24 protein-coding genes are annotated in these 23,814 nt (G+C 64.6%); 12 read left to right on the forward strand and 12 right to left on the reverse strand.

What is annotated here, in order from left to right; all coding sequences use genetic code 11:
- Positions 1-314 precede the first annotated feature (314 nt).
- The 5 genes from QQK95_RS00410 to QQK95_RS00430 form a co-directional block, all read right to left on the reverse strand.
- Positions 315-710 (reverse strand): DUF4870 family protein, encoded by a 396-nt coding sequence (locus QQK95_RS00410; RefSeq protein WP_284267657.1) that lies wholly within the window; start codon positions 708-710, stop codon positions 315-317.
- Positions 707-1,963, reverse strand: a complete 1,257-nt coding sequence (gene glcE / locus QQK95_RS00415) for a glycolate oxidase subunit GlcE (RefSeq protein WP_284267659.1) — start codon at positions 1,961-1,963, stop codon at positions 707-709. The genes QQK95_RS00410 and glcE overlap by 4 nt, the downstream gene beginning before the upstream one ends.
- Positions 1,960-2,544 carry an ASCH domain-containing protein gene (locus tag QQK95_RS00420; protein ID WP_284267661.1) on the reverse strand — a complete coding sequence of 195 codons (585 nt, stop codon included), beginning with the start codon at positions 2,542-2,544 and terminating at the stop codon, positions 1,960-1,962. The genes glcE and QQK95_RS00420 overlap by 4 nt, the downstream gene beginning before the upstream one ends.
- 4 nt (positions 2,545-2,548) lie before the next feature.
- Positions 2,549-4,045, reverse strand: a complete 1,497-nt coding sequence (locus QQK95_RS00425) for an FAD-linked oxidase C-terminal domain-containing protein (protein ID WP_284267663.1) — start codon at positions 4,043-4,045, stop codon at positions 2,549-2,551.
- A gap of 125 nt (positions 4,046-4,170) precedes the next feature.
- Positions 4,171-5,493 (reverse strand): DUF3422 family protein, encoded by a 1,323-nt coding sequence (locus QQK95_RS00430; RefSeq protein WP_010914419.1) that lies wholly within the window; start codon positions 5,491-5,493, stop codon positions 4,171-4,173.
- A 209-nt stretch (positions 5,494-5,702) separates the two neighbouring features.
- Between QQK95_RS00430 and QQK95_RS00435 the strand changes: the two genes are divergently transcribed.
- The 3 genes from QQK95_RS00435 to QQK95_RS00445 are packed head-to-tail and all read left to right on the forward strand — an operon-like array spanning position 5,703 to position 8,472.
- Positions 5,703-6,506, forward strand: a complete 804-nt coding sequence (locus tag QQK95_RS00435; RefSeq protein ID WP_284267686.1) for a FadR/GntR family transcriptional regulator — start codon at positions 5,703-5,705, stop codon at positions 6,504-6,506.
- Positions 6,507-6,530: 24 nt separating this feature from the next.
- Positions 6,531-7,667: an alpha-hydroxy acid oxidase gene (locus QQK95_RS00440; protein ID WP_284267688.1), complete on the forward strand. Its 1,137-nt coding sequence runs from the start codon at positions 6,531-6,533 to the stop codon at positions 7,665-7,667.
- A 37-nt stretch (positions 7,668-7,704) separates the two neighbouring features.
- Positions 7,705-8,472 carry a metallophosphoesterase gene (locus tag QQK95_RS00445; RefSeq protein WP_284267690.1) on the forward strand — a complete coding sequence of 256 codons (768 nt, stop codon included), beginning with the start codon at positions 7,705-7,707 and terminating at the stop codon, positions 8,470-8,472.
- Positions 8,473-8,517: 45 nt separating this feature from the next.
- Here the strand turns inward: QQK95_RS00445 and QQK95_RS00450 are convergent, their stop codons facing one another.
- Together QQK95_RS00450 and QQK95_RS00455 are read right to left on the reverse strand one after the other, a co-directional pair.
- Complete coding sequence (locus QQK95_RS00450) at positions 8,518-8,658, reverse strand: hypothetical protein (RefSeq protein ID WP_162034344.1); 141 nt, start codon at positions 8,656-8,658, stop codon at positions 8,518-8,520.
- Between the two features lie 280 nt (positions 8,659-8,938).
- Positions 8,939-9,637 carry a type 1 glutamine amidotransferase gene (locus QQK95_RS00455; RefSeq protein ID WP_284267692.1) on the reverse strand — a complete coding sequence of 233 codons (699 nt, stop codon included), beginning with the start codon at positions 9,635-9,637 and terminating at the stop codon, positions 8,939-8,941.
- An 88-nt stretch (positions 9,638-9,725) separates the two neighbouring features.
- Between QQK95_RS00455 and QQK95_RS00460 the strand changes: the two genes are divergently transcribed.
- The 4 genes from QQK95_RS00460 to QQK95_RS00475 all read left to right on the forward strand — a co-directional run bounded on the left by QQK95_RS00460 (position 9,726) and on the right by QQK95_RS00475 (position 13,753).
- Positions 9,726-10,373: a hypothetical protein gene (locus QQK95_RS00460; protein ID WP_284267694.1), complete on the forward strand. Its 648-nt coding sequence runs from the start codon at positions 9,726-9,728 to the stop codon at positions 10,371-10,373.
- Positions 10,374-10,404: 31 nt separating this feature from the next.
- Complete coding sequence (locus tag QQK95_RS00465; protein ID WP_284268023.1) at positions 10,405-11,139, forward strand: 16S rRNA (uracil(1498)-N(3))-methyltransferase; 735 nt, start codon at positions 10,405-10,407, stop codon at positions 11,137-11,139.
- A 143-nt stretch (positions 11,140-11,282) separates the two neighbouring features.
- The gene (locus tag QQK95_RS00470) at positions 11,283-12,656 is read left to right on the forward strand and encodes a glutamate--cysteine ligase (RefSeq protein ID WP_284267696.1); all 1,374 of its coding nucleotides are present in this window, start codon (positions 11,283-11,285) and stop codon (positions 12,654-12,656) included.
- Positions 12,657-12,745: 89 nt separating this feature from the next.
- Complete coding sequence (locus QQK95_RS00475; RefSeq protein ID WP_284267698.1) at positions 12,746-13,753, forward strand: DUF937 domain-containing protein; 1,008 nt, start codon at positions 12,746-12,748, stop codon at positions 13,751-13,753.
- 171 nt (positions 13,754-13,924) lie between these two features.
- Here QQK95_RS00475 and QQK95_RS00480 read toward each other — a convergent pair whose 3' ends face one another.
- On the reverse strand, positions 13,925-14,215 hold the full coding sequence (locus tag QQK95_RS00480) for a DUF1127 domain-containing protein (protein WP_019860034.1): 291 nt from the start codon (positions 14,213-14,215) through the stop codon (positions 13,925-13,927).
- A 177-nt stretch (positions 14,216-14,392) separates the two neighbouring features.
- On the opposite strand from QQK95_RS00480, the gene QQK95_RS00485 reads away from it, so the two are divergent.
- From QQK95_RS00485 to QQK95_RS00495, 3 genes are all read left to right on the forward strand, one after another.
- The gene (locus QQK95_RS00485) at positions 14,393-15,349 is read left to right on the forward strand and encodes a LysR substrate-binding domain-containing protein (RefSeq protein WP_019860035.1); all 957 of its coding nucleotides are present in this window, start codon (positions 14,393-14,395) and stop codon (positions 15,347-15,349) included.
- A gap of 76 nt (positions 15,350-15,425) precedes the next feature.
- The gene (gene xseA, locus QQK95_RS00490) at positions 15,426-16,991 is read left to right on the forward strand and encodes an exodeoxyribonuclease VII large subunit (protein WP_284267702.1); all 1,566 of its coding nucleotides are present in this window, start codon (positions 15,426-15,428) and stop codon (positions 16,989-16,991) included.
- Between the two features lie 2 nt (positions 16,992-16,993).
- Complete coding sequence (locus QQK95_RS00495; protein WP_284267703.1) at positions 16,994-18,130, forward strand: DmpA family aminopeptidase; 1,137 nt, start codon at positions 16,994-16,996, stop codon at positions 18,128-18,130.
- 53 nt (positions 18,131-18,183) lie between these two features.
- On the opposite strand, the gene QQK95_RS00500 is transcribed toward QQK95_RS00495, so the two are convergent.
- The 4 genes from QQK95_RS00500 to QQK95_RS00515 all read right to left on the reverse strand — a co-directional run bounded on the left by QQK95_RS00500 (position 18,184) and on the right by QQK95_RS00515 (position 20,831).
- Entirely contained in the window at positions 18,184-18,435 is a 252-nt protein-coding gene (locus QQK95_RS00500) for a hypothetical protein (protein WP_284267705.1), read from the reverse strand.
- 389 nt (positions 18,436-18,824) lie between these two features.
- Positions 18,825-19,514, reverse strand: coding sequence for an SDR family NAD(P)-dependent oxidoreductase (locus QQK95_RS00505; protein ID WP_284267707.1), 690 nt, complete (start codon positions 19,512-19,514; stop codon positions 18,825-18,827).
- Positions 19,511-19,819: a hypothetical protein gene (locus QQK95_RS00510; RefSeq protein ID WP_284267708.1), complete on the reverse strand. Its 309-nt coding sequence runs from the start codon at positions 19,817-19,819 to the stop codon at positions 19,511-19,513. The genes QQK95_RS00505 and QQK95_RS00510 overlap by 4 nt, the downstream gene beginning before the upstream one ends.
- Entirely contained in the window at positions 19,812-20,831 is a 1,020-nt protein-coding gene (locus QQK95_RS00515; protein WP_284267710.1) for an isopenicillin N synthase family dioxygenase, read from the reverse strand. Before QQK95_RS00515 ends, QQK95_RS00510 begins: the two co-directional genes overlap by 8 nt.
- 619 nt (positions 20,832-21,450) lie before the next feature.
- Here QQK95_RS00515 and QQK95_RS00520 point away from each other — a divergent pair.
- Both QQK95_RS00520 and QQK95_RS00525 read left to right on the forward strand, forming a co-directional pair.
- Positions 21,451-22,479, forward strand: a complete 1,029-nt coding sequence (locus QQK95_RS00520; RefSeq protein ID WP_284267712.1) for a hypothetical protein — start codon at positions 21,451-21,453, stop codon at positions 22,477-22,479.
- 32 nt (positions 22,480-22,511) lie between these two features.
- Positions 22,512-23,804: a hypothetical protein gene (locus QQK95_RS00525; protein ID WP_284267714.1), complete on the forward strand. Its 1,293-nt coding sequence runs from the start codon at positions 22,512-22,514 to the stop codon at positions 23,802-23,804.
- Positions 23,805-23,814 lie beyond the last annotated feature (10 nt).

Genomic DNA, 23,814 nt, shown 5'->3' on the forward strand with positions numbered 1-23,814 from the left:
CAATGGCTTAACGGACAGTGTTCGCTATCCGTTCACGTCCAACTGTTCAAGTTGGGTCTTAGTCGCTTCCGATATCGAGATTTCTAGGCTACCAACCTTGATCGTCGTGCCATCTTTTTTCAATATGTCATTTATTGTTGGCCAAAGCCTATATAGTACGATAGCGGCGAGTGCCGGCCACGCTAAGCTTGCAATTGCTTCCCACACGCTCACCTCCCAGGTATGTCGTCACTTGCACTGGATCGTCTGCGATTCCGCGACATGCGGATCGGCAAGCTGGGCAAGCGAAAAATTGGTCTGCACTAGAAAAATTCCTAAAGTCCGAGGAACCAGCTTTCCGGGTTTTTGACCGGCTCGCCGCGTTGCAGCGCCTGAAGGCCGAGGATGCAGCGGGCGATGAACCAGACGACGACAGCAAACATCAGCAGGAAGCCGATCACCACGAAGATCAGCGCCGCCGAGATCAGCGCATAGAGCAGGCCGATCCAGAAGGTACGGATCAGGAATGTGTAGTGGCTCTCGACGAAGCCGCCGGCCTTGCCACGGTTGACATAGGCCAGCACGATGCCAACAAGGCCGCTGATACCGATGACGAGGCTGGCGAGATACAGGATGTAGATGACCAGCGCATTGGTTGGCCCCGGTTCCAGCCAGCGATCGGTCTGGCGCGGTGCGGGCTTGTCGTTCTGGCCGGGGTTGATATCGCTCATGGTGCTGATCCCTCCGTTGCGACGCCGAGAGTAGCAGAGCCTGCGCCCGGCGCCATGCGGCCGGGGTTGAAAATGGCCTTGGGATCGAACTCGGCCTTTAGCCTAGCCGACAACGCAGCCAGTGGCGGCGGCTGCGGCTCGAACACCGGCACGGCGGCGCGATGGGCGGGGGCGGCGCGCACAAGCGTCGCATGGCCGCCGCCATGTTTGCGCAACAGCCCGCGCAGCAGAGCGGCTTCCGGATCGCCCTCCTCCATGCGCAACCACACCAGTCCGCCCTGCCAGTCATAGAAGGCGCTGACGGCGGCCTGCATGCGCAACGTCAGCACCATCTGATGCGCGTGAAAGGGCGCCATCGACACGCGCCAGACCGGTTTCTCGCTGCCATCGGCGAAGGGCTTGATATCACGCACATCGCGCCACATCAGTTGCGAAGCCTCGCCGGCAATCTCCTCCAGCGGCCCGGCCTTGCCGAGCAGCGTCTTCAGCGCGGCGATACGATAGGCGACGGAAGGGCCAAAGCCCTCGACCCTCAGCAGCGTGGCGGCTTCACTGCCGAGCGCCCCGCCGGCGACGCGCGTGGCGACGCGCTCCGGCAGATGCGCGGCGCTCGACACTTCCGCGCTGGAGCCGAGAGCCAGCGCCATGGCGCTTGCAGCGGCGTCGTCGAGCAGCCCACGGAGCGCGAGCGTCACCTCCGTCTCGGCAGCAGGTAACACTTTGAAGGTGACGTCGGTGAAAACGGCCAGCGTGCCCCAGCTGTTGGCCATCAGCTTCGACATGTCATAGCCGGTGACATTCTTGACCACGCGACCGCCGGACTTGAAGGGTTCGCCCCGGCCGGACACGACGTTGATGCCGAGGATATGATCGCGCGCCGCGCCCGCCTTCAGCCGGCGCGGACCGGAGAGGTTGGCGCCAAGCACGCCGCCGATCGTGCCCTTGCCCGGCTCGCCGCCAAGCAGCGGACCGTAATCCATCGGCTCGAAGGCCAGTTGCTGGCCGTTTTCCGCCAGCAGCTTCTCGATCTCGGCCAGCGGCGTGCCGGCCTTTGCCGACAGCACCAGTTCGGCGGGCTCGTAAAGCGTGACGCCGGTGAGTTTCGACAGGTCGAGCGTGTGCTCCGTCTGCAGCGGCCGGCCAATGCCGCGCTTGGAGCCGTGGCCGAGGATTTCGAGCGGCGAGCCTTCGGCCACTGCCCAGGCGACGGTCGACAGGACTTCCTCTGACGTGGTCGGGGTGAAAGTCGTCAAAGCCTGTGCTCCCTGAGCTTTTCGAGCACGGCTCCCCCCCTTGGCGACAGCCGGTAACCGATCTCGAGGCTCTCGGTCAGGCCGAATTCCCCAAGCTTGCGGACATCCCGCTTGAATTTCGGCGTCTCGACGCCGGCCTTGGCCGCCAGGACAGCCGCCCGCACTTCCGGATGGGCGCCGATTGCCCGCAGGATCGACTGGAAATAGCCGGGCGCCGTCTTGTCCCAGCGGGCAAAGCGGGCCGTCAGGGCGTGCCAATCCGCATCGGACAGCGAGGCCTCGCCGCGCAAGGCCGCGCGCTCGTCGGGTTCGATGCTGGTGAGTTCGATCCGGTAGACCGGGGTGCCGTCATCAGGCCCAAGCATTTCCCGCAGGGCTGCGAGTGTCGGAAAGCCAGCCGCGCTCGCGTCCCTTTCCGACAGTGCGGACATCTCCGCGACCGCGATGTCGCCGATCAGCACGACCCCCGACGCCGTTCTCACCCGCCCGCCAGCCTTGACCGTCGGCCGCCGCCAGCGGCGAAAGGCGAGCGTCACTTCGCCCGACGCAATGGCTGCAAGGGTCTGGTCCCGGAACAGCATCCCCTCAAAACCTCGGAATGTCCGGAAACGCCACCTGCCCCCGGTGCACATGCATGCGCCCAAGCTCGGCGCAGCGGCGCAGTTGCGGGAAGACTTTTCCAGGGTTGAGCAGGTGGTTGGGGTCGAAGGCGCATTTGACGCGCATCTGCTGGTCGAGATCGACCTGGCTGAACATTTCCGGCATCAGGTCGCGCTTCTCGACTCCAACCCCATGTTCGCCCGTCAGCACGCCGCCGACCTTGACGCAGAGGCGCAATATGTCGGCGCCGAAACTTTCGGCCTTGTCGAGTTCGCCGGGAACATTGGCATCGTAGAGGATCAGCGGATGCAGATTGCCGTCGCCGGCGTGAAAGACATTGGCGACGCCGAGACCGTATTTTGCCGACAGTTCGCGCATGCCGGCGAGCACGCGCGGCAGTTCCTTGCGCGGGATGGTACCGTCCATGCAGTAATAGTCGGGCGAGATGCGGCCGACGGCGGGGAAAGCCGCCTTGCGGCCGGCCCAGAAGCTCAGCCGCTCCTGCTCGGATTGCGAGATGCGGCAGGTGGTCGAGCCGTTGCCTATGGCGATCGCCTCGACCGCGGTGATGAGGTGATCGACCTCGACGCCTGGACCGTCGAGTTCGACGATCAGCAACGCCTCGACATCAAGGGGATAGCCGGCATGGACGAAATCCTCCGCCGCATGGATCGCCGGCCGGTCCATCATTTCCATGCCGCCGGGAATGATGCCGGCGCCGATGATGTCGGCGACGCACTGGCCGCCCTGCTCGCTAGTCGGAAAGCCGATCAGCAGGGCGCGCGCCGTCTCAGGTTTCTTCAGGATGCGCACCGTAACCTCCGTGACGACGCCGAGCAGGCCCTCGGAACCGGTCATCACGCCAAGCAGGTCGTAGCCTTCGGCGTCGAGATGGCTGCCGCCGAGCCGCACCACCTCGCCGTTCATCAGCACCATTTCGATGCCGAGCACATTATTGGCGGTGAGGCCGTATTTCAGGCAGTGCACGCCGCCGGAATTCTCCGCGACATTACCGCCGATCGAGCAGGCGATCTGGGAGGATGGATCGGGGGCATAGTAAAAGCCCTCCTGCTCGACGGCTGACGTGATGCCGAGATTGGTGACGCCCGGCTGGGCGACGACGATGCGGTTGGGAAAGTCGATCGCCAGGATGCGGTTGAAGCGGCTCATGACCAGCAGCACCGCATCTTCCAGCGGCAGCGCGCCGCCCGACAGCGAAGTGCCGGAACCGCGGGGCACGACGCGGATGTTACGGTCGTTGCAATATTTCAGCACGCGGGAGACCTGCGCCACCGTCTCGGGCAGAACGACGACCAGCGGCAATTGCCGATAGGCGGTCAAGCCATCGCTCTCGAAGGCGCGCATGGCATTGGCCGCGTCGACCACGCCCTCGCCCGGCACGATGATGCGCATGTCGGCGACGATCTCGTCGCGCCGGCGCATCGTGGCGTCGTCTGGTTTCGGCATGGCCAAGCCGGACATCAGCAGCCTCACTTCGCTTGACTGGTCAAAATCTTTTACCAGTGAAGCGCGCTGGTTGCAAATGCCGTGGTGGTGGGAGGTTGCCGCGCCGGGCCGGGACAGGCTTCCGCAGCGGCAATCTGCCGCTATTCGCCCGGGTGCTTCGCCGGCTCGGAATGCATACGGCGCACGCGGCGCACGCCCCACCAGACCAGCAGGATGGCGACCGGCACCGAGGCGGCGGTGACCACCTCTGGCGCGAAAGCATGGCCGAAGATCGAGGCGCCCTTCGCGACATAACCGATGAGGCCGACGACGTAGTAGGAGACGGCGGCGACCGAGAGGCCCTCGACGGTCTGCTGCAGGCGCAGCTGCAGGCGGGCGCGGTTGTTCATCGAGGCGAGCAGATCGCGGTTCTGCTTCTCGACCTCGACATCGACCCAGGTGCGCAGCAGCGTCGTGGCACGAGTCAGTTTTCGCGACAGATTGGCTTGCCGTTCCTCGACCGAGCGGCAGGTGCGCATGGCCGGCGCGACACGGCGCTGCAGGAACCCGCCCCAGGTGTCATAGCCGGGCACGGCCTCTTCCTCGAGTGCTTCCAGCCGCTCGACGACAATGCCGTCATAGGCGCGGCTGGCGCCGAAGCGGTAGAGGCTGGAGGCCGCGTCGGCCTCCAGTTCGGCGGCAAGTTCAGTCAGATCGGCGAGCAAAGTCTGGCTGTCACGGGTCTCGGCGACCTTCATTTCCAGCGTGGTCTGGGCCAGCCTGTCCTCGATGCGGCGGGCGCGGCCCGACAAGGTCAGCGCCAGCGGCAGGCCGAGCATGGCGAGCGTGCGGTAGGTTTCGATATCGATCAGCCGCTGCGACAGCGCCCCGGTGCGCGCCGGCGTCAGGCCGCGGTCGAGCACCAGGATGCGGGTCATGCCGTCGCCATCCTGGCGGAAATCGGTGACGATCGCCGCATTACCGCGCTCGACCAGCGAGTAGCACAGGCTGGTCGGATCGAAAGCCGCGATCAATCGCTCGCTCGTCTGCGTCCATTTGCGGATCTCGAGCCGGATGCCCGAAATGACGGTGCCCGGCGGCGAAAAGCCGTTGCCGAAGGGTGTGTCCTCCTGCGCCCTGCCGCTTTCGGAAAGCGGGCCTTCCCAGAGATAGGTCGAGAACTCCGTATGCCGCTCCCAGCGCAGCGAGCCCTTGCCCCATTTCATGGCGTGATGGCGGGCCTGACGGTCGGGCGCGGCGATGCCGAGGCGCCGCGACAGTTCGGAAAGCACCGCATGGTCGACGCCGGAACCGCCCTCGGTCATGAAGGCAAGCTGCACCAGGACGCGCGGCTTCTCGATCAGCGGATGCGGCCGGGCATGGACCTCGCCCAGCGCACCGGGCCGGCCCTCATGCGCGGGGAAACCCATGACGCTGCCTTTGGCGCGCGGCTGGAATTCGAGATTGGACGGGTCGTCTGACACGGCTTGTCCCCCGGGGTTCTCTGGACCCTCTTGCAGTCGCGTCCTCTAGAGCCAATAGGCTGATGACGCAAACAGCAAAGTTTAGCCGAAGATGATATTTCGCCGGGCGGCGAAACCGACACGCCTCGGCCAATTGGATAAATAATTTGACCAGTTGGCGACGCAGGCTTTATCCTGCGCGACACCGGTTCAATCCCCAGGCACAGCTGTTGAGCGACATTTTCTCCAGGATCGAGCATTCGCGCACCGCCGACGAGGTGGTGCAGCAGATCGAGAGCCTCATACTCGAAGGCGTGCTGCGCACCGGCGACCGGCTGCCGGGAGAGCGCGAACTGGCACGCCAGTTCGACGTGTCGCGGCCGATCCTGCGCGACGCGCTGAAGGCGCTGGAAGGGCGCGGGCTGCTGACGACCAAGGCCGGCGGCGGCACGCATGTCGCCGACATTATCGGCCAGCTGTTCACCAAGCCGGTGGCCGACCTGATCTCGATGCATCGCAAGGCGGTGACCGACTATCTGGAATATCGCCGCGAGATCGAAGGCATAGCCGCCGAATACGCGGCGCGGCGCGCCACCCCGGAAGATCTGGCGCTGCTCGACCGCATCATGGCGCGCATGGACGAGGCGCATCGCACCGGCGATTTCGACGACGAGGCCGAGATCGACGTCGAGTTTCATCAAGCGATCTGCGAATGCGCGCACAACATCCTGCTCTTGCACACGCTGCGCTCCTGCTATCGGCTTTTGTCGGAAGGCGTCTTCCAGAACCGGCTGCTGGTGTTCACAGTGCCCGGCGCGCGCGAGGCGCTGCTGGCGCAACACAAGGCAATCCATGCCGCGGTCAAGGCCGGTGATCCGGCCGGGGCAAGGCACGCGGCAATGGACCACATGACCTATGTCGAGCGGTCGATGGCCGAGGCCGAGCGCAGCGGCGACTGGCAACGCGTGTCACGGCTGCGGCTGCGGCAGCGTTCGGAAGCCGGCGATACCGAACCGGCGCGCAGACGCTCCTAGTAGTACGATCAAGCGGGGACCAGCATGAGCGACATTCTCACCATCGCAGACCTCAAGGATCTCGCCCGCCGGCGCGTGCCCAAGATGTTCTTCGACTACGCCGATTCCGGCGCCTGGACCGAGAGCACCTATCGGGCCAACGAGGAAGACTTCCAGAAGATCAAGTTCCGCCAGCGCGTGCTGGTCGACATGAGCAACCGCTCGCTGGAATCGACCATGGTCGGCCAGAAAGTATCGATGCCGGTGGCACTGGCCCCCACCGGCCTGACCGGCATGCAGCACGCCGACGGCGAGATGCTGGCGGCGCAGGCGGCCGAGGAATTCGGCGTGCCTTTCACCCTGTCGACGATGAGCATCTGCTCGATCGAGGATGTCGCCTCGGTGACGACGAAACCGTTCTGGTTCCAGCTCTATGTGCTGCGCGACAAGGATTTCGTGCTCGATTTGATCGACCGCGCCAAGGCGGCGAAATGCTCGGCGCTGGTACTGACGCTCGACCTGCAGATCCTCGGCCAGCGCCACAAGGACGTGCGCAATGGGCTTTCGGCGCCGCCCAAGATGACGCTTGCCAACATCATCGACCTGGCCAGCAAGCCGCGCTGGTGCCTGGGTATCGCCGGCACCAAGCGCCGCACCTTCCGCAACATCGTCGGCCACGCCAAGGGTGTCGGCGACGTCTCTTCGCTGTCGTCCTGGACAAATGAGCAGTTCGACCCGCAGTTGTCATGGAAGGATGTCGCCTGGATCAAGGAGCGCTGGGGCGGCAAGCTGATCCTGAAAGGCATCCTCGACAAGGAGGACGCGATGATGGCGGCCAAGACCGGCGCCGACGCGATCGTGGTTTCCAACCACGGCGGGCGCCAGCTCGACGGCGCATCGTCCTCGATCATGGCGCTGGAAGAAATCGCGGACGCGGTCGGCGACAAGATCGAGGTGCATATGGATGGCGGCATCCGCTCCGGCCAGGACGTGCTGAAGGCGCTCTGCCTTGGCGCCAAGGGCACCTATATCGGCCGCCCGTTCCTTTACGGCCTGGGCGCGCTCGGCAAGGAAGGGGTTACCAAAGCGTTGGAAATCATCCGCAAGGAGATGGACATCACGCTGGCTCTGTGCGGAAAGCGTCTGGTCACCGACATGGGCAAGGACCAGCTCCGGCGCTAACGTCCGGTGACAGCCTGACCACGGAGACCACGAGGCGTTGGCGGAACCCGGCATCCATTTTCTCGACGCGCATGGGCCGGAGGGTGTGCGTCTCTACGCAATCGGCGACGTGCATGGCCGGCTCGACCTGCTGGCTGCCATGCACGGCCAGATCGAGGCCGAGATCGCGCGAGATCTTGTTCAGGACTGGCGGGTAATCCACCTCGGCGACTATGTCGACCGCGGACCGGAGTCCAAGGGCGTCATCGATTTCCTGATCGCGGCGCGGGAACGCGATCCGCGCCACCTGATGCTGGCGGGCAACCACGACATAGGCTTTCTCGATTTTCTCAGAACCCCTGACCCGGAAGGGCTTTTCATGCGCTATGGCGGCATCCAGACGGCGCTGTCCTATGGTGTGTCGCTCACCGCCGACGCCAGCTGGTTCGGCAAGACGGAGACGATGAAGCGCGGACATCAGGCCCTGCTCGAGGCGATGCCGCCGGGCCATGTCGATTTCCTGCGCTCGCTGCCGTTCTCGCTAACGTTCGGCGACTTCTTCTTCTGCCATGCTGGCATCCGGCCGGGCATTGCGCTGGACAAGCAGAATCCGCAGGACCTGATCTGGATCCGCGACGTTTTCCACGATCACACCGGCCTGTTCCCGAAGATCGTGGTGCATGGCCACACACCCGTCCCCGAGGCCGAAGTGATGGCCAACCGCGTCAATGTCGACACGCTTGCCTGGCAGTCAGGCATGCTGACCGCGCTCGTCGTCGACGGCGCGGACAAACGTATCCTGGAAATGGCGATAAAGGGCGCTTGAGCCCAGCCGCGTCGCAGGGATTGCGTCGCGAACGAACCGGCTTTTTTAGCGAAGCGAGGCGGTGACGCCGTAGCCGTCGACGGCGTTGTGGTTGTTGGCGGCATCGGCGGAATAGATGCCGAGACCGCACAGCACGATGGCGGACAACATGGCAAAGGACAGAAGCGCTGCTTTCACGGACGTCATCTCTTGTTGAGCTTCCTGCATGTGTGCACCAGGCGGTTACCAATGCGTTGAAACGGAGAATTCGCTTCAAAGTTTCGACGATTTCGCGCTTCTAAGCGCGTTCTGTATCGGAGGTGTGTCGCACGGGTCACACAAAAGGTTCATCGCGGTTGCACAGCCGATGCAGAGCGCGCGCCTTCTAGGATGGCGGTCGGACACAAGCCAAGGATGAAAGGGGTTTTCCCCAGCCGGTTTCACGGCTGCGTGCCAATTATGTCACGCGAGCCGCGAGGGCAGGCTCTTAGATCGTGGCCACCCAGGCGCGGGCAATCGCCATACCGGCGGCATCCGCGTCGGGTCCGTTAACTGCCATTTCGCCATCGAGCCTGTCAGCCCAATCGGGATGCCGCGAAGCGATGGTCGACGCGAAGGAGGTACTCCAGTCCTTCACCATCGGCCGGTCAGCCTCGAAATGGAACTGGAAGCCATAGATGGCGCGACCGACACGGAACGCCTGGTTTTCGGCGACATCGTTTCCGGCCAGCCGCACGGCGTCTTGCGGCAGATCGAACGTGTCGTCGTGCCACTGGAAGATCGGGAATTCTTCCGGCAGGGCGCCCAGCACCGGATCGGCCTTGGCGTCCGGCGTCAGCGACACGCCGCGCCAGCCGAATTCATTGGCGCCGCCAATGCGGTTCTCGCCACCGAAGGCGCGGGCAAGGAGCTGGCTGCCGAGGCAGATACCGAGCACTGCACGATCCTTGCCGGCAAAATCGCGGGTGAGTTCGAGCAATGCCGGAAAATAGGGATACTCATCATCGGCCAGCGCATTCTGGCCACCGCCAAGCACCACCATCGCATCGTGCCCGGTCGCATCTTCAGGCAGCGGATCGCCCTTGTAGGGCAGGCGCACGTCGAGATCGGCACCCGCTTCCGCAAGTGCCGCGCCAACCTGGCCGAGACCGGTATTGTCGTAGTTCTGGACCACCAGCACCCGCATCGCAAAAACCCTGCTGACATGAAAATGATGTCACGAGCGATATCATGCCGCCCGCATTGCAGCCAAGATCGTATTCTGGGAGAGAACTATGCCACTGCAGAACCGGGTCGATGCGTTCGGCGCCATCCATGCCGTGCCCGAGCACGGCCTGTTCACCGGCAATCGCGGCATCATCCATGATCCCGCGACCAAGACGCTGCTGAGAAAACGTTGGGCGCTTCAGGCCTGGATCATCTGCGTATGCCAATTCCGCAATGTGCGGCGCGAGCCGATGGGCAGAAACCGTCCTGAGGGCAAGGCCGGATGGACCGAGTTGTTCTTTCTCGACGAGGTGACGGCGCTGGCCGCCGGTCATCGCCCCTGTTTCTTTTGCCAGCGCGAACGGGCCAGGGATTTTGTCGGCCGCTTCGGACAAGCCTTCGGCGTCGCCGAGCCGCGCGCGCCGATGGTCGACAAAAGGCTGCACAAGGAGCGGCTGGCGTCGGGTGGCAAACGCCCTGCCGTGGCAATGCACGACCTGTCCGGCCTGCCCGACGGCGCGGTGATCGCCACTGGCGGCAGCGCCTATGCCTTGCGCCACGGCAAGGCGTTGCGATGGTCCTTTGCCGGATATGGCCCACCCGCGGGCCTTGGCCAATTGGAAGACAAGGCGCTTATGCTGCTGACCCCGGAGACAACGCTTGCCGTCCTGAAACATGGCTTTCGACCGGTTTGGCATCCGTCGGCCGAGGCTTGACGCCGGCGGCCGGCTCGCTCATTCCTCGGCCATGCGCGCCAATTACAAGATGCAACGTCTGTTCGTGCCTGACGATCTCGGGCCGGATGCCGAGTTCGACGCCGACCAGCAGCAGAGCCATTATCTCATGCATGTGCTGCGGCTTGGCGAAGGTGCCGAGATCCTGCTGTTCAATGGCCGCGACGGCGAGTGGTCGGCGGCCGTCGCGGCGAAGTCGAAGAAAGCGGTCAAACTCAAGGTTTTGGCGCAGCAACGACCGCAACCACCTCTCCCCGACCTCATCTATTGTTTCGCGCCGCTGAAGCAGGGGAGGCTCGACTATCTCGTGCAAAAGGCGGTCGAGATGGGCGCAGGCATACTGCAGCCCGTCATCACCCAGCATACGCAAGTGGCCAAGCCGTCCATCGATCGGCTGCGGGCCAATGTCGTCGAGGCGGCCGAACAATGCGGCATCCTGGCGGTGCCGGAAGTGCGCGAGGCGGAAAAATTCGAGCGCCTGCTGACCGGCTGGGACAAGGAGCGGCGGCTGATCTTCTGCGACGAGGACGCCTCGACCAACAATCCGCTGCCTGCCTTGCAGGCCGTAAAGGAGAGGAAGCTCGCTTTGCTGGTCGGGCCGGAAGGCGGCTTTTCGGATGACGAGCGCAAGATGCTGCGCGCCCTGCACTTCGTCACCGCCATTCCGCTCGGTCCGCGCATCCTGCGCGCCGACACGGCGGCGGTGGCCGCACTTGCGGTGATGCAGGCGACTGTCGGAGACTGGTAGGGGGTCATGTCTTGCAAGAGGCCGCCCGGATCGTGGCCTTCAATTCCTCTTGACCTGTGGCTCAGGATTTTTCGCTTGATCGGCTACTGACATTTCGTCCATTTACCGCCGGCGGTCACCTGACCGTCTCTGAGGGCACAGCGATGGCGCGCGACACAACCGATTTCCGGCCGATTGAAGGCGTCGACGAACTCGTCGACCACCTGGCCGAGGGCAACAAGCCGCGCGACAAGTGGCGCATCGGCACCGAGCACGAGAAGTTCCCCTTCTATGTCGACGGCAACGCGCCCGTGCCCTATGGCGGCGAGCGCGGCATCCGCGCCATCCTCGAAGGCATGCAGTCGAAGCTCGGCTGGGACCCGATCATCGACGACGGCCGCATCATCGGCCTGGTCGAACCGACCGGCCAAGGCGCGATCTCGCTCGAGCCAGGCGGCCAGTTCGAGCTTTCCGGCGCACCGCTGGAGACCATCCATCAGACCTGCCGCGAGGGCAATGCGCATCTGGCGCAGGTGCGCGAGATCGCCGAACCGATGGGCATCCGCTTCCTCGGGCTCGGCGGCAGCCCGAAATGGTCACTGGCCGAAACGCCGAGAATGCCGAAGTCGCGCTATGAGATCATGACGCGCTACATGCCCAAGGTCGGCACCAAAGGCCTCGACATGATGTACCGCACCTGCACGATCCAGGTGAATCTCGACTTCGAGAGCGAGGCCGACATGCGCCGCAAGATGCAGGTGTCGCTGAAGCTGCAGCCGCTGTCGACGGCGCTGTTCGCCAACTCGCCCTTCACCGAGAGCCGGCCGAACGGCTTGCAAAGCTGGCGCGGCGACATCTGGCGCGACACCGACAACCAGCGCTCGGGCCTGCTCGAATTCTGCTTCTCGCCCGATTTCGGTTTCGCCGACTATGTCGAATGGGCGCTCGACGTCCCGATGTATTTCGTCATCCGCGACGGCCACTATCACGACATGACGCATATCACCTTCCGCCAGTTCATGGCCGGCGCCGCGCGCAACGAAGTGCCGGACGGGCTGCCTACCATGGGCGACTGGGCGAACCACCTGTCGACGCTGTTCCCCGACGTGCGGCTGAAGCGTTTCCTGGAAATGCGCGGCGCCGATGGCGGCCCGTGGCGCCGCATCTGCGCGCTGCCTGCCTTCTGGGTCGGGCTGCTCTACGACGAGGCGGCACTCGATGCGGCCGAGGCGTTGACCGCGAGTTGGACCTACAAGGAAGTGCTGGCGATGCGCAACGCCGTGCCGGAACTCGGCATCGCCGCGCCCTTACGCAACGCCACGCTGCGCGAGATCGCACGCGACGTGCTGGCCATTTCGCGCACCGGGCTGAAGAACCGCGGCAAGAAGAATCGTGACGGCTACGACGAAACCTCGTTCCTCAACACTTTGGACGAGGTGGTAGCGCGCGGCACGACCAGCGCCGAGGAGATGCTTTCGGCCTACCATACGCGCTGGGGCGGTTCGATCGAGCCGGTGTTCATGGAATACGCCTATTAAGCTGGCGCGTCAGGGAGCGGCAAAAGCCGCTTCAATCGAGCGTTGAAACGAATTAGGCTCTCTTCCGAGGAATTCAGGAGGAGAAGCCGATGCCTACCTTGTTCGACATGCTGGCGCAGGCCCAGAACGGCAACGGCATGCAGGCGCTTGCCCAGCAATACGGGCTGTCAATGCAGCAGACCCAGGCCGCGGTCGCCGCGCTGCTACCGGCCTTTTCGCAGGGGCTGCAACGCAACACCGCCGATCCTTACGGGCTTGGCGCCTTCATGACGGCGATGGCAAGCGGCCAGCACGCCAAATATTTCGAGGACGCGACCCGCGCCTTCTCGCCGCAAGGCGTCGACGAAGGCAACGGCATTCTGGGACACCTGTTCGGCTCGAAGGACCTGTCGCGCGCCGTCGCCAGCCAGGCGGCGCAAGCGAGCGGCGTCAGCCAGCAGATCCTGCAACAGATGCTGCCCGCAATCGCCTCGATGGTGATGGGCGGGCTGTTCAAGCAGACGACAAGTCAGATGCAGGCTGCAGGCGGCTTTGGCGGTGGCAGCAATCCGCTCGGCGAGATCATCGAGCAGATGATGCGCCAAGGCGGCATGCAGGCGCCGGCGCCACAACAGCGCCAGGCACCGCAGCCCCAGAACCCGATGGACAACCCGCTCGGCAAGGTCTTGCAGGACATGTTCGGCGGCGGCGCACCGCAACCGCCAAGCCAACCGCAGCCCAACCCCTATGGCGACAATCCTCTCGGCAAGGTGCTGCAGGACATGTTCGGTGGCGGCGCGCCGCTGCCGCAAGGCCGGGCGCAGCCGCAGCCGACGCAAAGCCCTTACGGCGACAATCCGCTGGGAAAGATCTTCGAGGAGATGCTGCGGCAGGGCGGCGGGGGCGGACTTGGCGGCGGACAGCCGGCGCCGCAGCCGCAGGCACCGCAGCAGCGCCAGGCGCCGCAGCCGCAGACCAATCCGAGCGGCCGGCCCCGAAACCCTTTCGACGATCTGTTCGGCAAGATGTTCGAAACCGGCGCCCAGCAGCGTGACGACTACCAGAAGGGCGTGGAAACGATCTTCGACCAGTTCAAGCGGGACATGGACCGGCGGTAGGCGACAAACTACGGCCCTTTCTGAGCAGGCCAGAAAAGAAAAGCCCGGTCCTTGGGAGGACCGGGCAACGTGCAGGCAGGCCGGCGGGGAACCGGCAGGGAGTGGGGAGCCTGCATAATCCTTGGTCGCGCCGAACCCGGAAAAGGTTCAGTAGGACCGAAAATCAGCCGATCAGGCCACCTTGCGGGCGATGTCCTCGATCGTTTCGACGCGATCGCTGGCGATTTCGCGCAGGATCGCCGTCGGGTCGCGGCCGAACGGCACGTCGATGGCGACATGCAGGTCGGCGCGCGTCAGGCCGATATCGGCGAGTTCGGCGTCCGACATCTCGCCAAGACGGTAGAAGGCGCGGCGATTTTTCCAGGCGCGGTAGAAATTGAAGACGGTATTGGCCACGCGCATCGCAACGGCCGGACGCGAGGTGATGCGCGAGGTCTCGGTGGCGAAATCGATCGTGGTCATGTCGGTCTCCTTCAGTCTCGAACAGACAAAGCCAAGCAGTCGGCGCTGGCGACAGCGGCCGTTCCGGCTTCGATTCACATGCCTTCATGTGGATGACAGCAATTTGCCATCGACCGATTGATTAATCCAACGAATGTTTTTAATCTTTAGCATCAACACCAGTGATGGATTATGCCGATGAAAGCGCCGCTCGATCTCGATCAGTTGCAAACCTTCATCTCGATTGCCGATACCGGCAGCTTCACGCGGGCAGCCGAAGAGGTGCACCGCACCCAGTCGGCGGTGTCGATGCAGATGCGCCGGCTGGAGGAGCGGATCGGTAAGCCGCTGTTCGAGAAGGAGGGGCGCAGCAACAGACTGACGGAAGAAGGCGACAAGCTGCTCTCCTATGCAAGACGGCTGCTCTACCTCAACCGCGAAACGCTCGCAGCCTTCGACGACCAGCGGCTCGAAGGCACGATCCGCATCGGCACGCCGGACGACTATGCCGACCGGTTCCTGCCGGAGATCATGGCGCGCTTCACGCGCTCCAATCCGCGCGTCGAACTGACCGTCATCTGCGAGCCGACGCCGGGGCTGGTCGAGCACATCAAGCGCGGCAATCTCGACCTGGCGCTGGTGACGCACAATGATGTGCGCGGCCAGTCGGAAGTGGTGCGGCGCGAACCACTGCTGTGGGTCACCTCGGCCAATCATGCGACGCATGAACAGGAAACGCTGCCGATGGCCTTTGGCCGGCCGAATTGCATCTGGCGGCGCGCCGCCGTCGATGTGCTGGACCAGCAGAACCGCGACTATCGCATCCTGTTCACCAGTTTCTCGGCGACCGTCATCACCGCTGCGGTCCTGTCGGGCCTGGCGATCTCGGTGCTGCCGGAATGCGCGCTCAGGCCAGGCATGCGGGTGCTGGGCGAAGCCGACGGCTTCGGCGCCCTGCCCGACTGCCGCATCGGCATCATGCGCGGCCAAACCTCGCGGCCGGAGATCGTCGATGCGCTGGCCCGCCATATTTCGGAAAGCTTGGACAACATCTCGGTGCCGCTCGTCGAAGAGGCCGGGACGTTCGATTTCGCGGCACTTGCCTACGCCAAGATCAGGCGGACCAAGGCGAACCAGATCCTGCCGGGCTGGTAGCCGGATCGGACACCTTGAGCGCCTGGCCTGATACGGGCGCCTTGACGTGGGGCGCCAACCGGCCCCCAATCGGCCGATGAGCGAAGCAGCATCCGAATCACGCACCAACGCCACCGAATACACGGTGAGCGAGATCTCCGGCGCGCTGAAGCGTACGGTCGAGGACGTCTTCGGCAATGTGCGGGTGCGCGGCGAAATCTCGGGCTATCGCGGCCCGCATTCCTCCGGCCATGCCTATTTCGCGCTGAAGGACGACCGCGCCCGGCTCGATGCCGTGGTGTGGAAAGGCACGATGAGCCGGTTGAAATTCCGCCCCGAGGAAGGGATGGAGGTGATCGCCACCGGCAAGCTCACCACCTATCCCGGCAAGTCCAACTACCAGATCGTCATCGACAATCTGGAGCCGGCCGGCGCCGGCGCGCTGATGGCGCTGCTGGAAGAGCGCAAGCGCCGGCTGCAGGCGGAGGGGCTTTTCGATGCCGGCCGCAAGCGCCGGCTGCCGTTCATGCCGCGCATCATCGGCGTCGTCACGTCGCCGACCGGCTCCGTCATCCGCGACATCATCCACCGCATCAAGGACCGCTTTCCGCTGCATGTGCTGGTCTGGCCGGTGCGCGTGCAAGGCGAGACGTCGGGCGTGGAAGTGACCAATGCCGTCAACGGCTTCAACGCGCTGGCCTGGGACGGTTCCATCCAGCGCCCCGATCTCTTGATCGTGGCGCGCGGCGGCGGCAGCCTCGAGGACCTCTGGGGCTTCAACGACGAGGCGCTGGCCCGCGCCGTCGCGGCCTCCGGCATTCCGGTGATTTCGGCTGTCGGCCACGAAACCGACTGGACATTGATCGACCTCGTCGCGGATGTGCGGGCGCCGACGCCGACGGGGGCGGCCGAAATCGCCGTACCGGTGAAGGCCGACCTCGAAGCGACGCTGGTCAGCCTTGGCGCGCGGCTCAAGGCGGCCATCTCACGCAATTTCGAACGCAAGCGGCAGGCCGCGCGTGCGGCGGCGCGCGCCCTGCCCTCGCCCGATCAATTGCTGGCGCTGCCGCGCCGGCGCCTCGACGAGGCGACCTCGAGGCTCGGCCGTGGCCTGTCCGTCAGCGTCGATCGCAAGCGGGCGCGTCTCCAGGGCCAGAGGCTGACGCCGGCCACGCTGTCGCGGCGCATCAACGAGGCGCGCACGCTGACCGGGCGTGACCTTGCCCGCGCGCAGGCGGCGTTCTTTGCCATTGTGCGCGAACGGCGTGCACGCTTTGCACGCACCGCGACGCGGCTGTCGCCGGCGCCGATCGTGCGCCGGCAGAAACTGCAGGCCGACACGCTAGCGGCGCTCGCCAGGCGGCAGGATCGGGCCATCTCGCTGCGGCTCGATCGGCTGCGCGGCCAATTGAGCCAGGCCGAACGCCTGCTGACCACGCTGTCGCACAAGGCCGTGCTCGCGCGCGGCTTCGCGCTGGTGAAGGATGCCGACGGCGCCGTCATCAAGCAGGCGGCCGACGTGGCAACGGGGATGGCGCTTTCGCTGGAGTTCGCCGACGGCACCGCGGACGCGGTGGCAACCAGCGGCGCGGCGCGGCCAAAGCCGGCAGCCAAGCCATCAGCAAAGGCCAAGGAACCTGGCAATCAGGGATCGCTGTTCTGACCATGACCGACAATCCGCACCATCTGGCAACGCCCGGCGGCAAACCGCGCGCGCGAAGCTTCGGCATCGGTTTCGACGGAACGCCCGGGCCGTTCAACGCAATCACCGACGTGTCCGGTGTCGCGGTCGGCTATGCGACGCTGATTTCAGGCGATGGCGCGCTCGTCGTCGGCAAGGGACCGGTCCGCACCGGCGTCACGGCGATCCTGCCAAGACCACTCGCCGACCTGGCTACACCGGTCTTCGCCGGTATTTTCAGCCAGAACGGCAATGGCGAACTGACCGGCTCGCACATCATCGAGGAAACCGGCGCTTTCAATTTCCCGATCACCATCACCAACACGCATTCCTGCGGTGTTTCACGCGATGGCACGCTGCGCTGGATGCACCAAATACTGCCCGCCGCGCTCGACAGCGCCTGGGGCCTGCCGGTCGCGGCGGAGACCTATGACGGGTTTCTCAACGACATCAATGGCCACCATTTAACCTTCGAGCACGTCGCCCAGGCACTCGATAATGCGGCCGGCGGCCCGATCGAGGAAGGCAGCGTCGGCGGCGGCACCGGCATGATCACTTTCGGCTTCAAGGCCGGCTCGGGCACGGCGTCGCGCCTCGTCGGGTGGCAGGGACATTCCTACACGGTCGGCGCCTTCGTGCAGTCGAATTTCGGCAAGCTGCGCAATTTCACGCTTCGCGGCCAGCGCGTCGAGCCAGCGCTCGCCGAATCGACGATCCGCGACGACGCTCTGCATGCGGAAAAAGGCTCGATCATCGCCGTCATCGCCACCGACGCGCCGTTCCTGCCGCATCAGATGAAGCGGCTCGCCCGCCGCGTGCCGCTGGGCGTCGCCATGACCGGCGGCTTCGGCTACCACAGTTCGGGTGACATCTTTCTCGCCTTCTCGACGGCCAATCCCGACGCCGCACTTGCGCCGTCGGGCCGGATCGCCAAGGCCGATTTCATTCCCGATACTGACATCGATCCGTTTTTCGATGCCGTGATCCAGACGGTGGAGGAATCGATCCTCAACGCCCTGGTCGTCAATGACGACATGACCGGTCGCGACGGCAATTTCGTGCCGGCTCTGCCGAAGGCGTGGCTGCAAGAGAAATTCGGGCTGAAAGAAAAGTTCGGCTGAGACAAAAACGCGGGCCGATAGGCCCGCGCGTTCAGACGGAGCGGCCGTTAAATCTATTCCGCGGCCTTGCTGGAGGCCTGCTGGCTCTCGTCGGCCTCGGCGGCTTCCTCGAGCCGGGAGGCAATGAGTTCCTGGATGTCGCCGACTTCTTCCTGGATATCCTCCAGGGGAATACCGACTTCCGCAGCCTTGGCGGCACATTCCCTGGCCAAGGTCTCGGCCTGCTTGTCGATCCTGGCCTGGGACTGGCAATGGACCTTTTCGCCGATCCATCCCCGCAAGAACTCGATCGCGTGTTCACTCATACTGCTGTTCCCTGGCGGCAAAGCCGGTTGGTAATCATAAACTTCGACATCCCACAAAGGATGCATTCTCCCATTCCAGCCGAGTCGCGGCCAGCCGGCAAGTCAATGCCGCGCAGGGTCCACAGAGCCGAAGGAAATCGAGGGTTCAAGCACATTTCTGATTCTGGAGGGTTGCTTCCGTGAGCTGGATCAACCCAGCTTCGCGCCACTGTTTCTATTTGCTTTTCCGGTTTTCCAGCCGATTTTTCGTCACAAATGATGGCGCAATGCGTAACACATTTTACAGTCGCTCCGGAGGGCTGCTCTGGGCACGCCGGTCGAAGCCGCCGCTATATAGTGATATCCCCACGCAATGTCGACTCCCGCAACGTCGCACCTCCCCAGCCCCATCAGAAGGTCTCAACCCAGGGCCTAAGCTCCATTTCCCAGGTCCAGGCGCTGCGGTGCTGGCGGTGGATGGAGAGATAGGCCTCGGCGATCGCGTCCGGAGACAGCCGGCGATCCTGCGGCCCGGGCTCCTGCCCAGACGCGGCCGAGGCAATGGCGCCATCGATGATGAAATGCGCGACGTGGATGTTCTTCGGCGCCAGTTCACGGGCCATGGACTGCGCCAGCCCGCGCAAGCCGAATTTGGGCATCGCAAAACCGGCGGATCCGGCGAACCCCTTCACGCTGGCCGTCGCGCCGGTGAAGAGGATCGAACCCGAACCTAGAGCCACCAGCCGGCGAGCCGCCTGCTGGCCAACCAGGAACCCGCCATAGGCGCCGACCAGCAAAGCCTGACGGACCGCCTCGGAGTCGAGTTCCGCTATCGGGCCGCGGGCGCGTCCGCTGGCATTGAAAACCACCAGCGAGAGCGGACCGGCTCTGTCGGCGACATCGAACAGATGTTCCACCGACGCGGCATCGGAGACATCCGTTGCCACGGCCTGCGCGCCGGTCTCGGCCTGCAAGGCACCGAGCTTCTCAATGTTGCGGGCGGCCAGAACGACGCTGAACCCTTCCTTCGCGAGGAGGCGCGCCAGCGAGGCGCTCAAGCCGGAACCCGCACCCGCAATGATCGCGACGTTGGATGTCATGAAACCTCTCCTTCTTTTCGCGGATAACGGTCGATGGCTGGCGAATGGGCTGTGGCGAAACCTGCCGGATCGGCGCGGCGACGGCAACGCGCACGCAGCCAGAAAAAGGCCGGGCGCGAAACCGGCCCGGCCAAAAAGAAGGTCATAACCTTCAGAGGGGAACACCGCTCGGCGAAATGGGAGGAAAACACCGAACGGATTTTTCTCTTTTGAACCGATTCGCCGCCGGATACGACGAACGGTTTTCTAAAAATCAGCCAGAATGGCAAAAATCCTGTCCTTTCCTGCCCCAAAGGCTCAGCCAACCCGGCTTTCCCCTTCGAGCAGATCCGCATAATGGCGCCGCGCGACGTCGGGATGCGAGCGCAGCCGGCTTTTCAGCACATTGGTTCCGACATCGCGAAACAGCGGATTGTCCGGATCGCTGGCCGGCCCGCGCGCCTGCGCCGCCAGTTCCTCGGAAAGGCCAAGCAACGGGATCGTCGCATCGAGCCTGGCGCTGAAGAAGAACGGCACGGAAATACGCTCGACGCCGGCGGGCGGCGTCACGACGCGATGCACGGTCGCGCGCAAATAGCCGTTGGAGGCCAGTTCGAGCAATTCGCCGATGTTGACGACGAGCGTGCCGGGAATGGGGTCCACATCCACCCAGCTGCCGTCATAGTCGACCTGCAGCCCCTTATTGTCATCCTGAAGCAGCAGGGTCAGGAAACCACCATCCTTGTGCGCGCCGACACCCTGGTCGCCGCCGGTTGCATCACGGCCGGGGTAGCGCACGATCTTCATGCGATGGTTGGGCTCGCTGCTGTAGATCGGATCGAATGCATCCTCGGGCTGATCGAGCGACAGGGCGAAGGCTTTCAGCAGCCGGATCGCCACGGCCGTTACCTTGCCCTGCCAGGCAAGCAGAGCCGGTTTGAGATCCGGCAGCGCCGCGGGCCACTGGTTCGGTCCCTGCAGCCGCGTCCAGGCGGGAATTCCCGGCCCTTGCGCGATTGCCTGGCGTTCGACGCCGATGTCGAGTTGCTCGCGCCAATCCTCCTTGCCCTTGGTCAGTTCGCCGCCGGCGCGGGTGTAGCCGCGAAACTGCGAGGACTTGACCATCTCGATCGCCAGCTTGTCGGCCTCCGGCAAGGCGAAGAACTGGCGCGATGCGGTTAGCACCTCGCTGATCTCCGCCCAGGAGATGCCATGTCCGGCCAGATAGAAAAAGCCGATGTCACGCGAAGCGGACCGAAGATCCGCCAGAAATGTCCGGCGTTCCGACGCGCCTTGTTCAAGACGGCTCAGATCGAGCACAGGCACTATTCTGGGCATATCAAGCTCCTTTCCCAGCGCTTTCCGGATGTTGCTTGAAATTTTCGTCCGAAAAACCCAGCCGGTTGAACATGCAGGCGCATTTCAGCGGCCAGAGCCGCGATCAATGCGCGCTAGTCTCATCGACTTCGGATGGCCGGGAAAGGAACGATCGGCCCTTCGGCGCGGCCGTGATGAACAATTTTTCCATTCGCAGGGCCAAGCGGATGATGATCGCGATCCGAGGGAATTCATCCGGAGCGAGGGCCGCTCTGCCTCGCCCGGCGGCGGCTCGATATCACCGTGCTTTCAACCCGCAAGTACAAGGCCGAAGGGCAGGATCTTGCTAGTCGCCCGCGATTTGATTGAGCCCCATCACGGCAACAATCCGCCGCATCATCAAACGCTATGAAAATAAAGATAAAATAATATCTTCATTATAACTATGATTGCGCACAAAATCGCTCGACTGAACAGTCGCTGATATTGGCGACCACCTTTCAACTACCCGTTCCTGTCGACTTGAGAGCTATTGTCTCGAGGGCGACTATCCCGACCGGCGTTAATCGCTTTGGTCCCGCTCCCCTAAGGGGCCGATCGCTCAAGAGGAGATCTCGAGATGGACGGGTATGACGAATCGATGTTCGACGACCTTGCCTTTGATGAAGCGGAAGGCCCTGCCGACAGCTACGACGAATTCGACGAAATGGACGAAGGCGACGGCTTCGATGAGGCCGACGAAGGCGACGAGTTCGACGAAGGCGACGAATTCGAGGCTTCGGGCTTCGACGAGATGGACGCCGGCGACGAATTCGATGCCGGTGACGAGTTCGACGAAGGCGACGGCTTCGATGAAGGCGATGAGTCCGACGACGATGCCTGGGACGAGGCCATGAGCTACGCGCTTGCGGCAGAAGACAGCGACGAATTCTTCCGTCGCATCGCCCGCGGCGTGCGCGGCGTCGTACGCACCGTCAGGCGTGCCGCTCCCACAATTGGACGCATTGCTCGCGCGGTGGCACCAGTCGCCAGCCTTATTCCCGGCTACGGCACCGCGATTGGTGGCATCGCCAATGTCGTCGGCCAGTTGATGGCGGACGAAGCCTCCGAGGACGAGGCGCTTGACGCCTTCGCCGAGCTCGCGGTGCGCAATCGCCGTGCCATTCCCGTGGTCGCCGCACTCGCGACGAGACGAGTGCTTGGCCCCGCGGCTGCACGCATGCCAGCGGCCGCGCGCGTCCAGGCGGTCCGCACCGTGAGGCGCGCCGCCACCCAGCTCGTCACCCGTGGCGGTCCGACGGCGATCCGTGCGCTGCCCCGCATCGCCAACAGCGTCCGACGCACGGCCGTGACGCGCCGCACCCCGGTTTCCGTCCGGCCGCTGGTACTGGCGCGTACGGCGCGCCGTGTCGCGACGCGCGGGCACGGCCTGCGCCGGCAGTTGACAAGGCCCTTGCCAGCGGGTCGCCAGATCGTGCGCCGCACCGCGGCGGCGGTTCGCGCCGGCATGGCCCCAGGACGCAACCTGGCTCGTATCGCCGGGCGGACCTTGGGTCGGGCTGCCGGCGGTTGGCCGGGCGGTTGGACTGGCGGATATGGCCCAAATCACGGGCGCCGGCGGCGCATCGTGATCCGCGGTCCGGTCAGCATCACCATCCGGCCCAATTAAACCCAGTCGGTGCAAGAAGAAGGATCGCGGCGATGCGCACGGGTTCTTCGACCAGGCGGTTCCTGGACACAAAGCTGCGGGCTTTGAAGGCCCGCGCACAACGCCTCAACCGCCTGACACCGAGGCGCATCGGACTTCGTCCCGAAGACCTGCCCTATGCACCGTCGCGGGCGCACTTCCATGCCGCCAACAAGCGGCTGGCGACCATTGGCAACGCCATCAACCGGCATATCGCCGAGATCGAGCGCGCCTGGCCGCCGGCGACGGCCGAGGCCGCGCTCACCCAGATGGCGATGCTCGACCGCAGGATCGATCGGCTGCGCCGGACCTTCGGCATGTTCTTCGAGGTGATGTCGCAGCGAGGCTCGGGCTTCGCGCAGGCGCTCGCCGCCCATGACGCGATCGCGCTCGACTGCTACACGGTTGTCCGGGCGGCCCTGCCGGGCGTCTTTGGCGGCCCGCTGCTCAAGCCGCTGACCTACATGGAACACGGCTATTCGCCGGCCACGCAGCGCCGTGGTGTCGCCCTTGCCCGCTTGCTTGGCGACAGCAATCCGTTCCCGGTTATCCGCATTCCCTGGGATCGCGACAATCCCTGGCAGTCGGTGTTCCTGCACGAGGTCGCCCACAATCTGCAGGCCGACATGGGCCTGTGGCAGGAGAACGCGCAAGCGGTCGCCAACCGCCTGGCCTCGATGCGTTTCGACCCGTTGGTGGTGACGATCCTGCGCCGCTGGCACAAGGAAATCTTCGCCGACCTCGCGGCACTGCTGCTCGGCGGCACCGCGTCGGTCTGGGGCATGATGGAATTCCTCGCCCATCCCGGCGCGCGTGCCCTCACCTATCGCCCCGGCGGCGCGCATCCAACCGGCTGGATCCGGGTTCTGATCTTGACCGAGATGCTGCGTCGCATGGGCTTTGCCGCCGAGGCGGCGCGCGCCGAACGCGTCTGGCGTGGCCTTTACAATCCGGCGCGCGGCCACAGGCTGCCTCCGGTCCTGCTTGCTTCGGTTCCTCGCGTCATTCCGGCGGTGGTCGACGAGATCGCCTACCAGCCGCGCCGGGGTCTTGGGCAGCACGCGCTGGCCGACGCCATCCCTTTCACGCGTGCCGACGAGGCCCGCATCCGTCGTGGCGGAATCCAGATCGCGGCGGGGCAAGTGCCCGACCTGCCGCCACGTTTTCTTGTGTCGGCCAGCCGTTTCGCGCTGGAAGCCGGCGCCGAACCGGACGCCATTGCCAAGCTTGTCATCAGAAACCTGGCCCAGCGTCAGGCAAACCGACGGCCCACTGCGCAACCGTCCCCAGCCGCACTCGTTGCATGAGGTGAGATGT

Origin of the sequence: Mesorhizobium huakuii (assembly GCF_030160235.1) — a bacterium.
Taxonomy (GTDB): domain Bacteria; phylum Pseudomonadota; class Alphaproteobacteria; order Rhizobiales; family Rhizobiaceae; genus Mesorhizobium; species Mesorhizobium huakuii.

Excerpts from the sequence above, each read along its gene's own strand:
- QQK95_RS00410 (WP_284267657.1), bottom strand. The coding sequence starts at position 710 with ATGAGCGATATCAACCCCGGCCAGAACGACAAGCCCGCACCGCGCCAG.
- QQK95_RS00420 (WP_284267661.1), bottom strand. The coding sequence starts at position 2,544 with ATGCTGTTCCGGGACCAGACCCTTGCAGCCATTGCGTCGGGCGAAGTG.
- QQK95_RS00425 (WP_284267663.1), bottom strand. The coding sequence starts at position 4,045 with ATGTCCGGCTTGGCCATGCCGAAACCAGACGACGCCACGATGCGCCGG.
- QQK95_RS00440 (WP_284267688.1), top strand. The coding sequence starts at position 6,531 with ATGAGCGACATTCTCACCATCGCAGACCTCAAGGATCTCGCCCGCCGG.
- QQK95_RS00450 (WP_162034344.1), bottom strand. The coding sequence starts at position 8,658 with ATGACGTCCGTGAAAGCAGCGCTTCTGTCCTTTGCCATGTTGTCCGCC.
- QQK95_RS00455 (WP_284267692.1), bottom strand. The coding sequence starts at position 9,637 with ATGCGGGTGCTGGTGGTCCAGAACTACGACAATACCGGTCTCGGCCAG.
- QQK95_RS00460 (WP_284267694.1), top strand. The coding sequence starts at position 9,726 with ATGCCACTGCAGAACCGGGTCGATGCGTTCGGCGCCATCCATGCCGTG.
- QQK95_RS00465 (WP_284268023.1), top strand. The coding sequence starts at position 10,405 with ATGCGCGCCAATTACAAGATGCAACGTCTGTTCGTGCCTGACGATCTC.
- QQK95_RS00470 (WP_284267696.1), top strand. The coding sequence starts at position 11,283 with ATGGCGCGCGACACAACCGATTTCCGGCCGATTGAAGGCGTCGACGAA.
- QQK95_RS00475 (WP_284267698.1), top strand. The coding sequence starts at position 12,746 with ATGCCTACCTTGTTCGACATGCTGGCGCAGGCCCAGAACGGCAACGGC.
- QQK95_RS00480 (WP_019860034.1), bottom strand. The coding sequence starts at position 14,215 with ATGACCACGATCGATTTCGCCACCGAGACCTCGCGCATCACCTCGCGT.
- QQK95_RS00485 (WP_019860035.1), top strand. The coding sequence starts at position 14,393 with ATGAAAGCGCCGCTCGATCTCGATCAGTTGCAAACCTTCATCTCGATT.
- xseA (WP_284267702.1), top strand. The coding sequence starts at position 15,426 with ATGAGCGAAGCAGCATCCGAATCACGCACCAACGCCACCGAATACACG.
- QQK95_RS00495 (WP_284267703.1), top strand. The coding sequence starts at position 16,994 with ATGACCGACAATCCGCACCATCTGGCAACGCCCGGCGGCAAACCGCGC.
- QQK95_RS00500 (WP_284267705.1), bottom strand. The coding sequence starts at position 18,435 with ATGAGTGAACACGCGATCGAGTTCTTGCGGGGATGGATCGGCGAAAAG.
- QQK95_RS00505 (WP_284267707.1), bottom strand. The coding sequence starts at position 19,514 with ATGACATCCAACGTCGCGATCATTGCGGGTGCGGGTTCCGGCTTGAGC.
- QQK95_RS00515 (WP_284267710.1), bottom strand. The coding sequence starts at position 20,831 with ATGCCCAGAATAGTGCCTGTGCTCGATCTGAGCCGTCTTGAACAAGGC.
- QQK95_RS00520 (WP_284267712.1), top strand. The coding sequence starts at position 21,451 with ATGTTCGACGACCTTGCCTTTGATGAAGCGGAAGGCCCTGCCGACAGC.
- QQK95_RS00525 (WP_284267714.1), top strand. The coding sequence starts at position 22,512 with ATGCGCACGGGTTCTTCGACCAGGCGGTTCCTGGACACAAAGCTGCGG.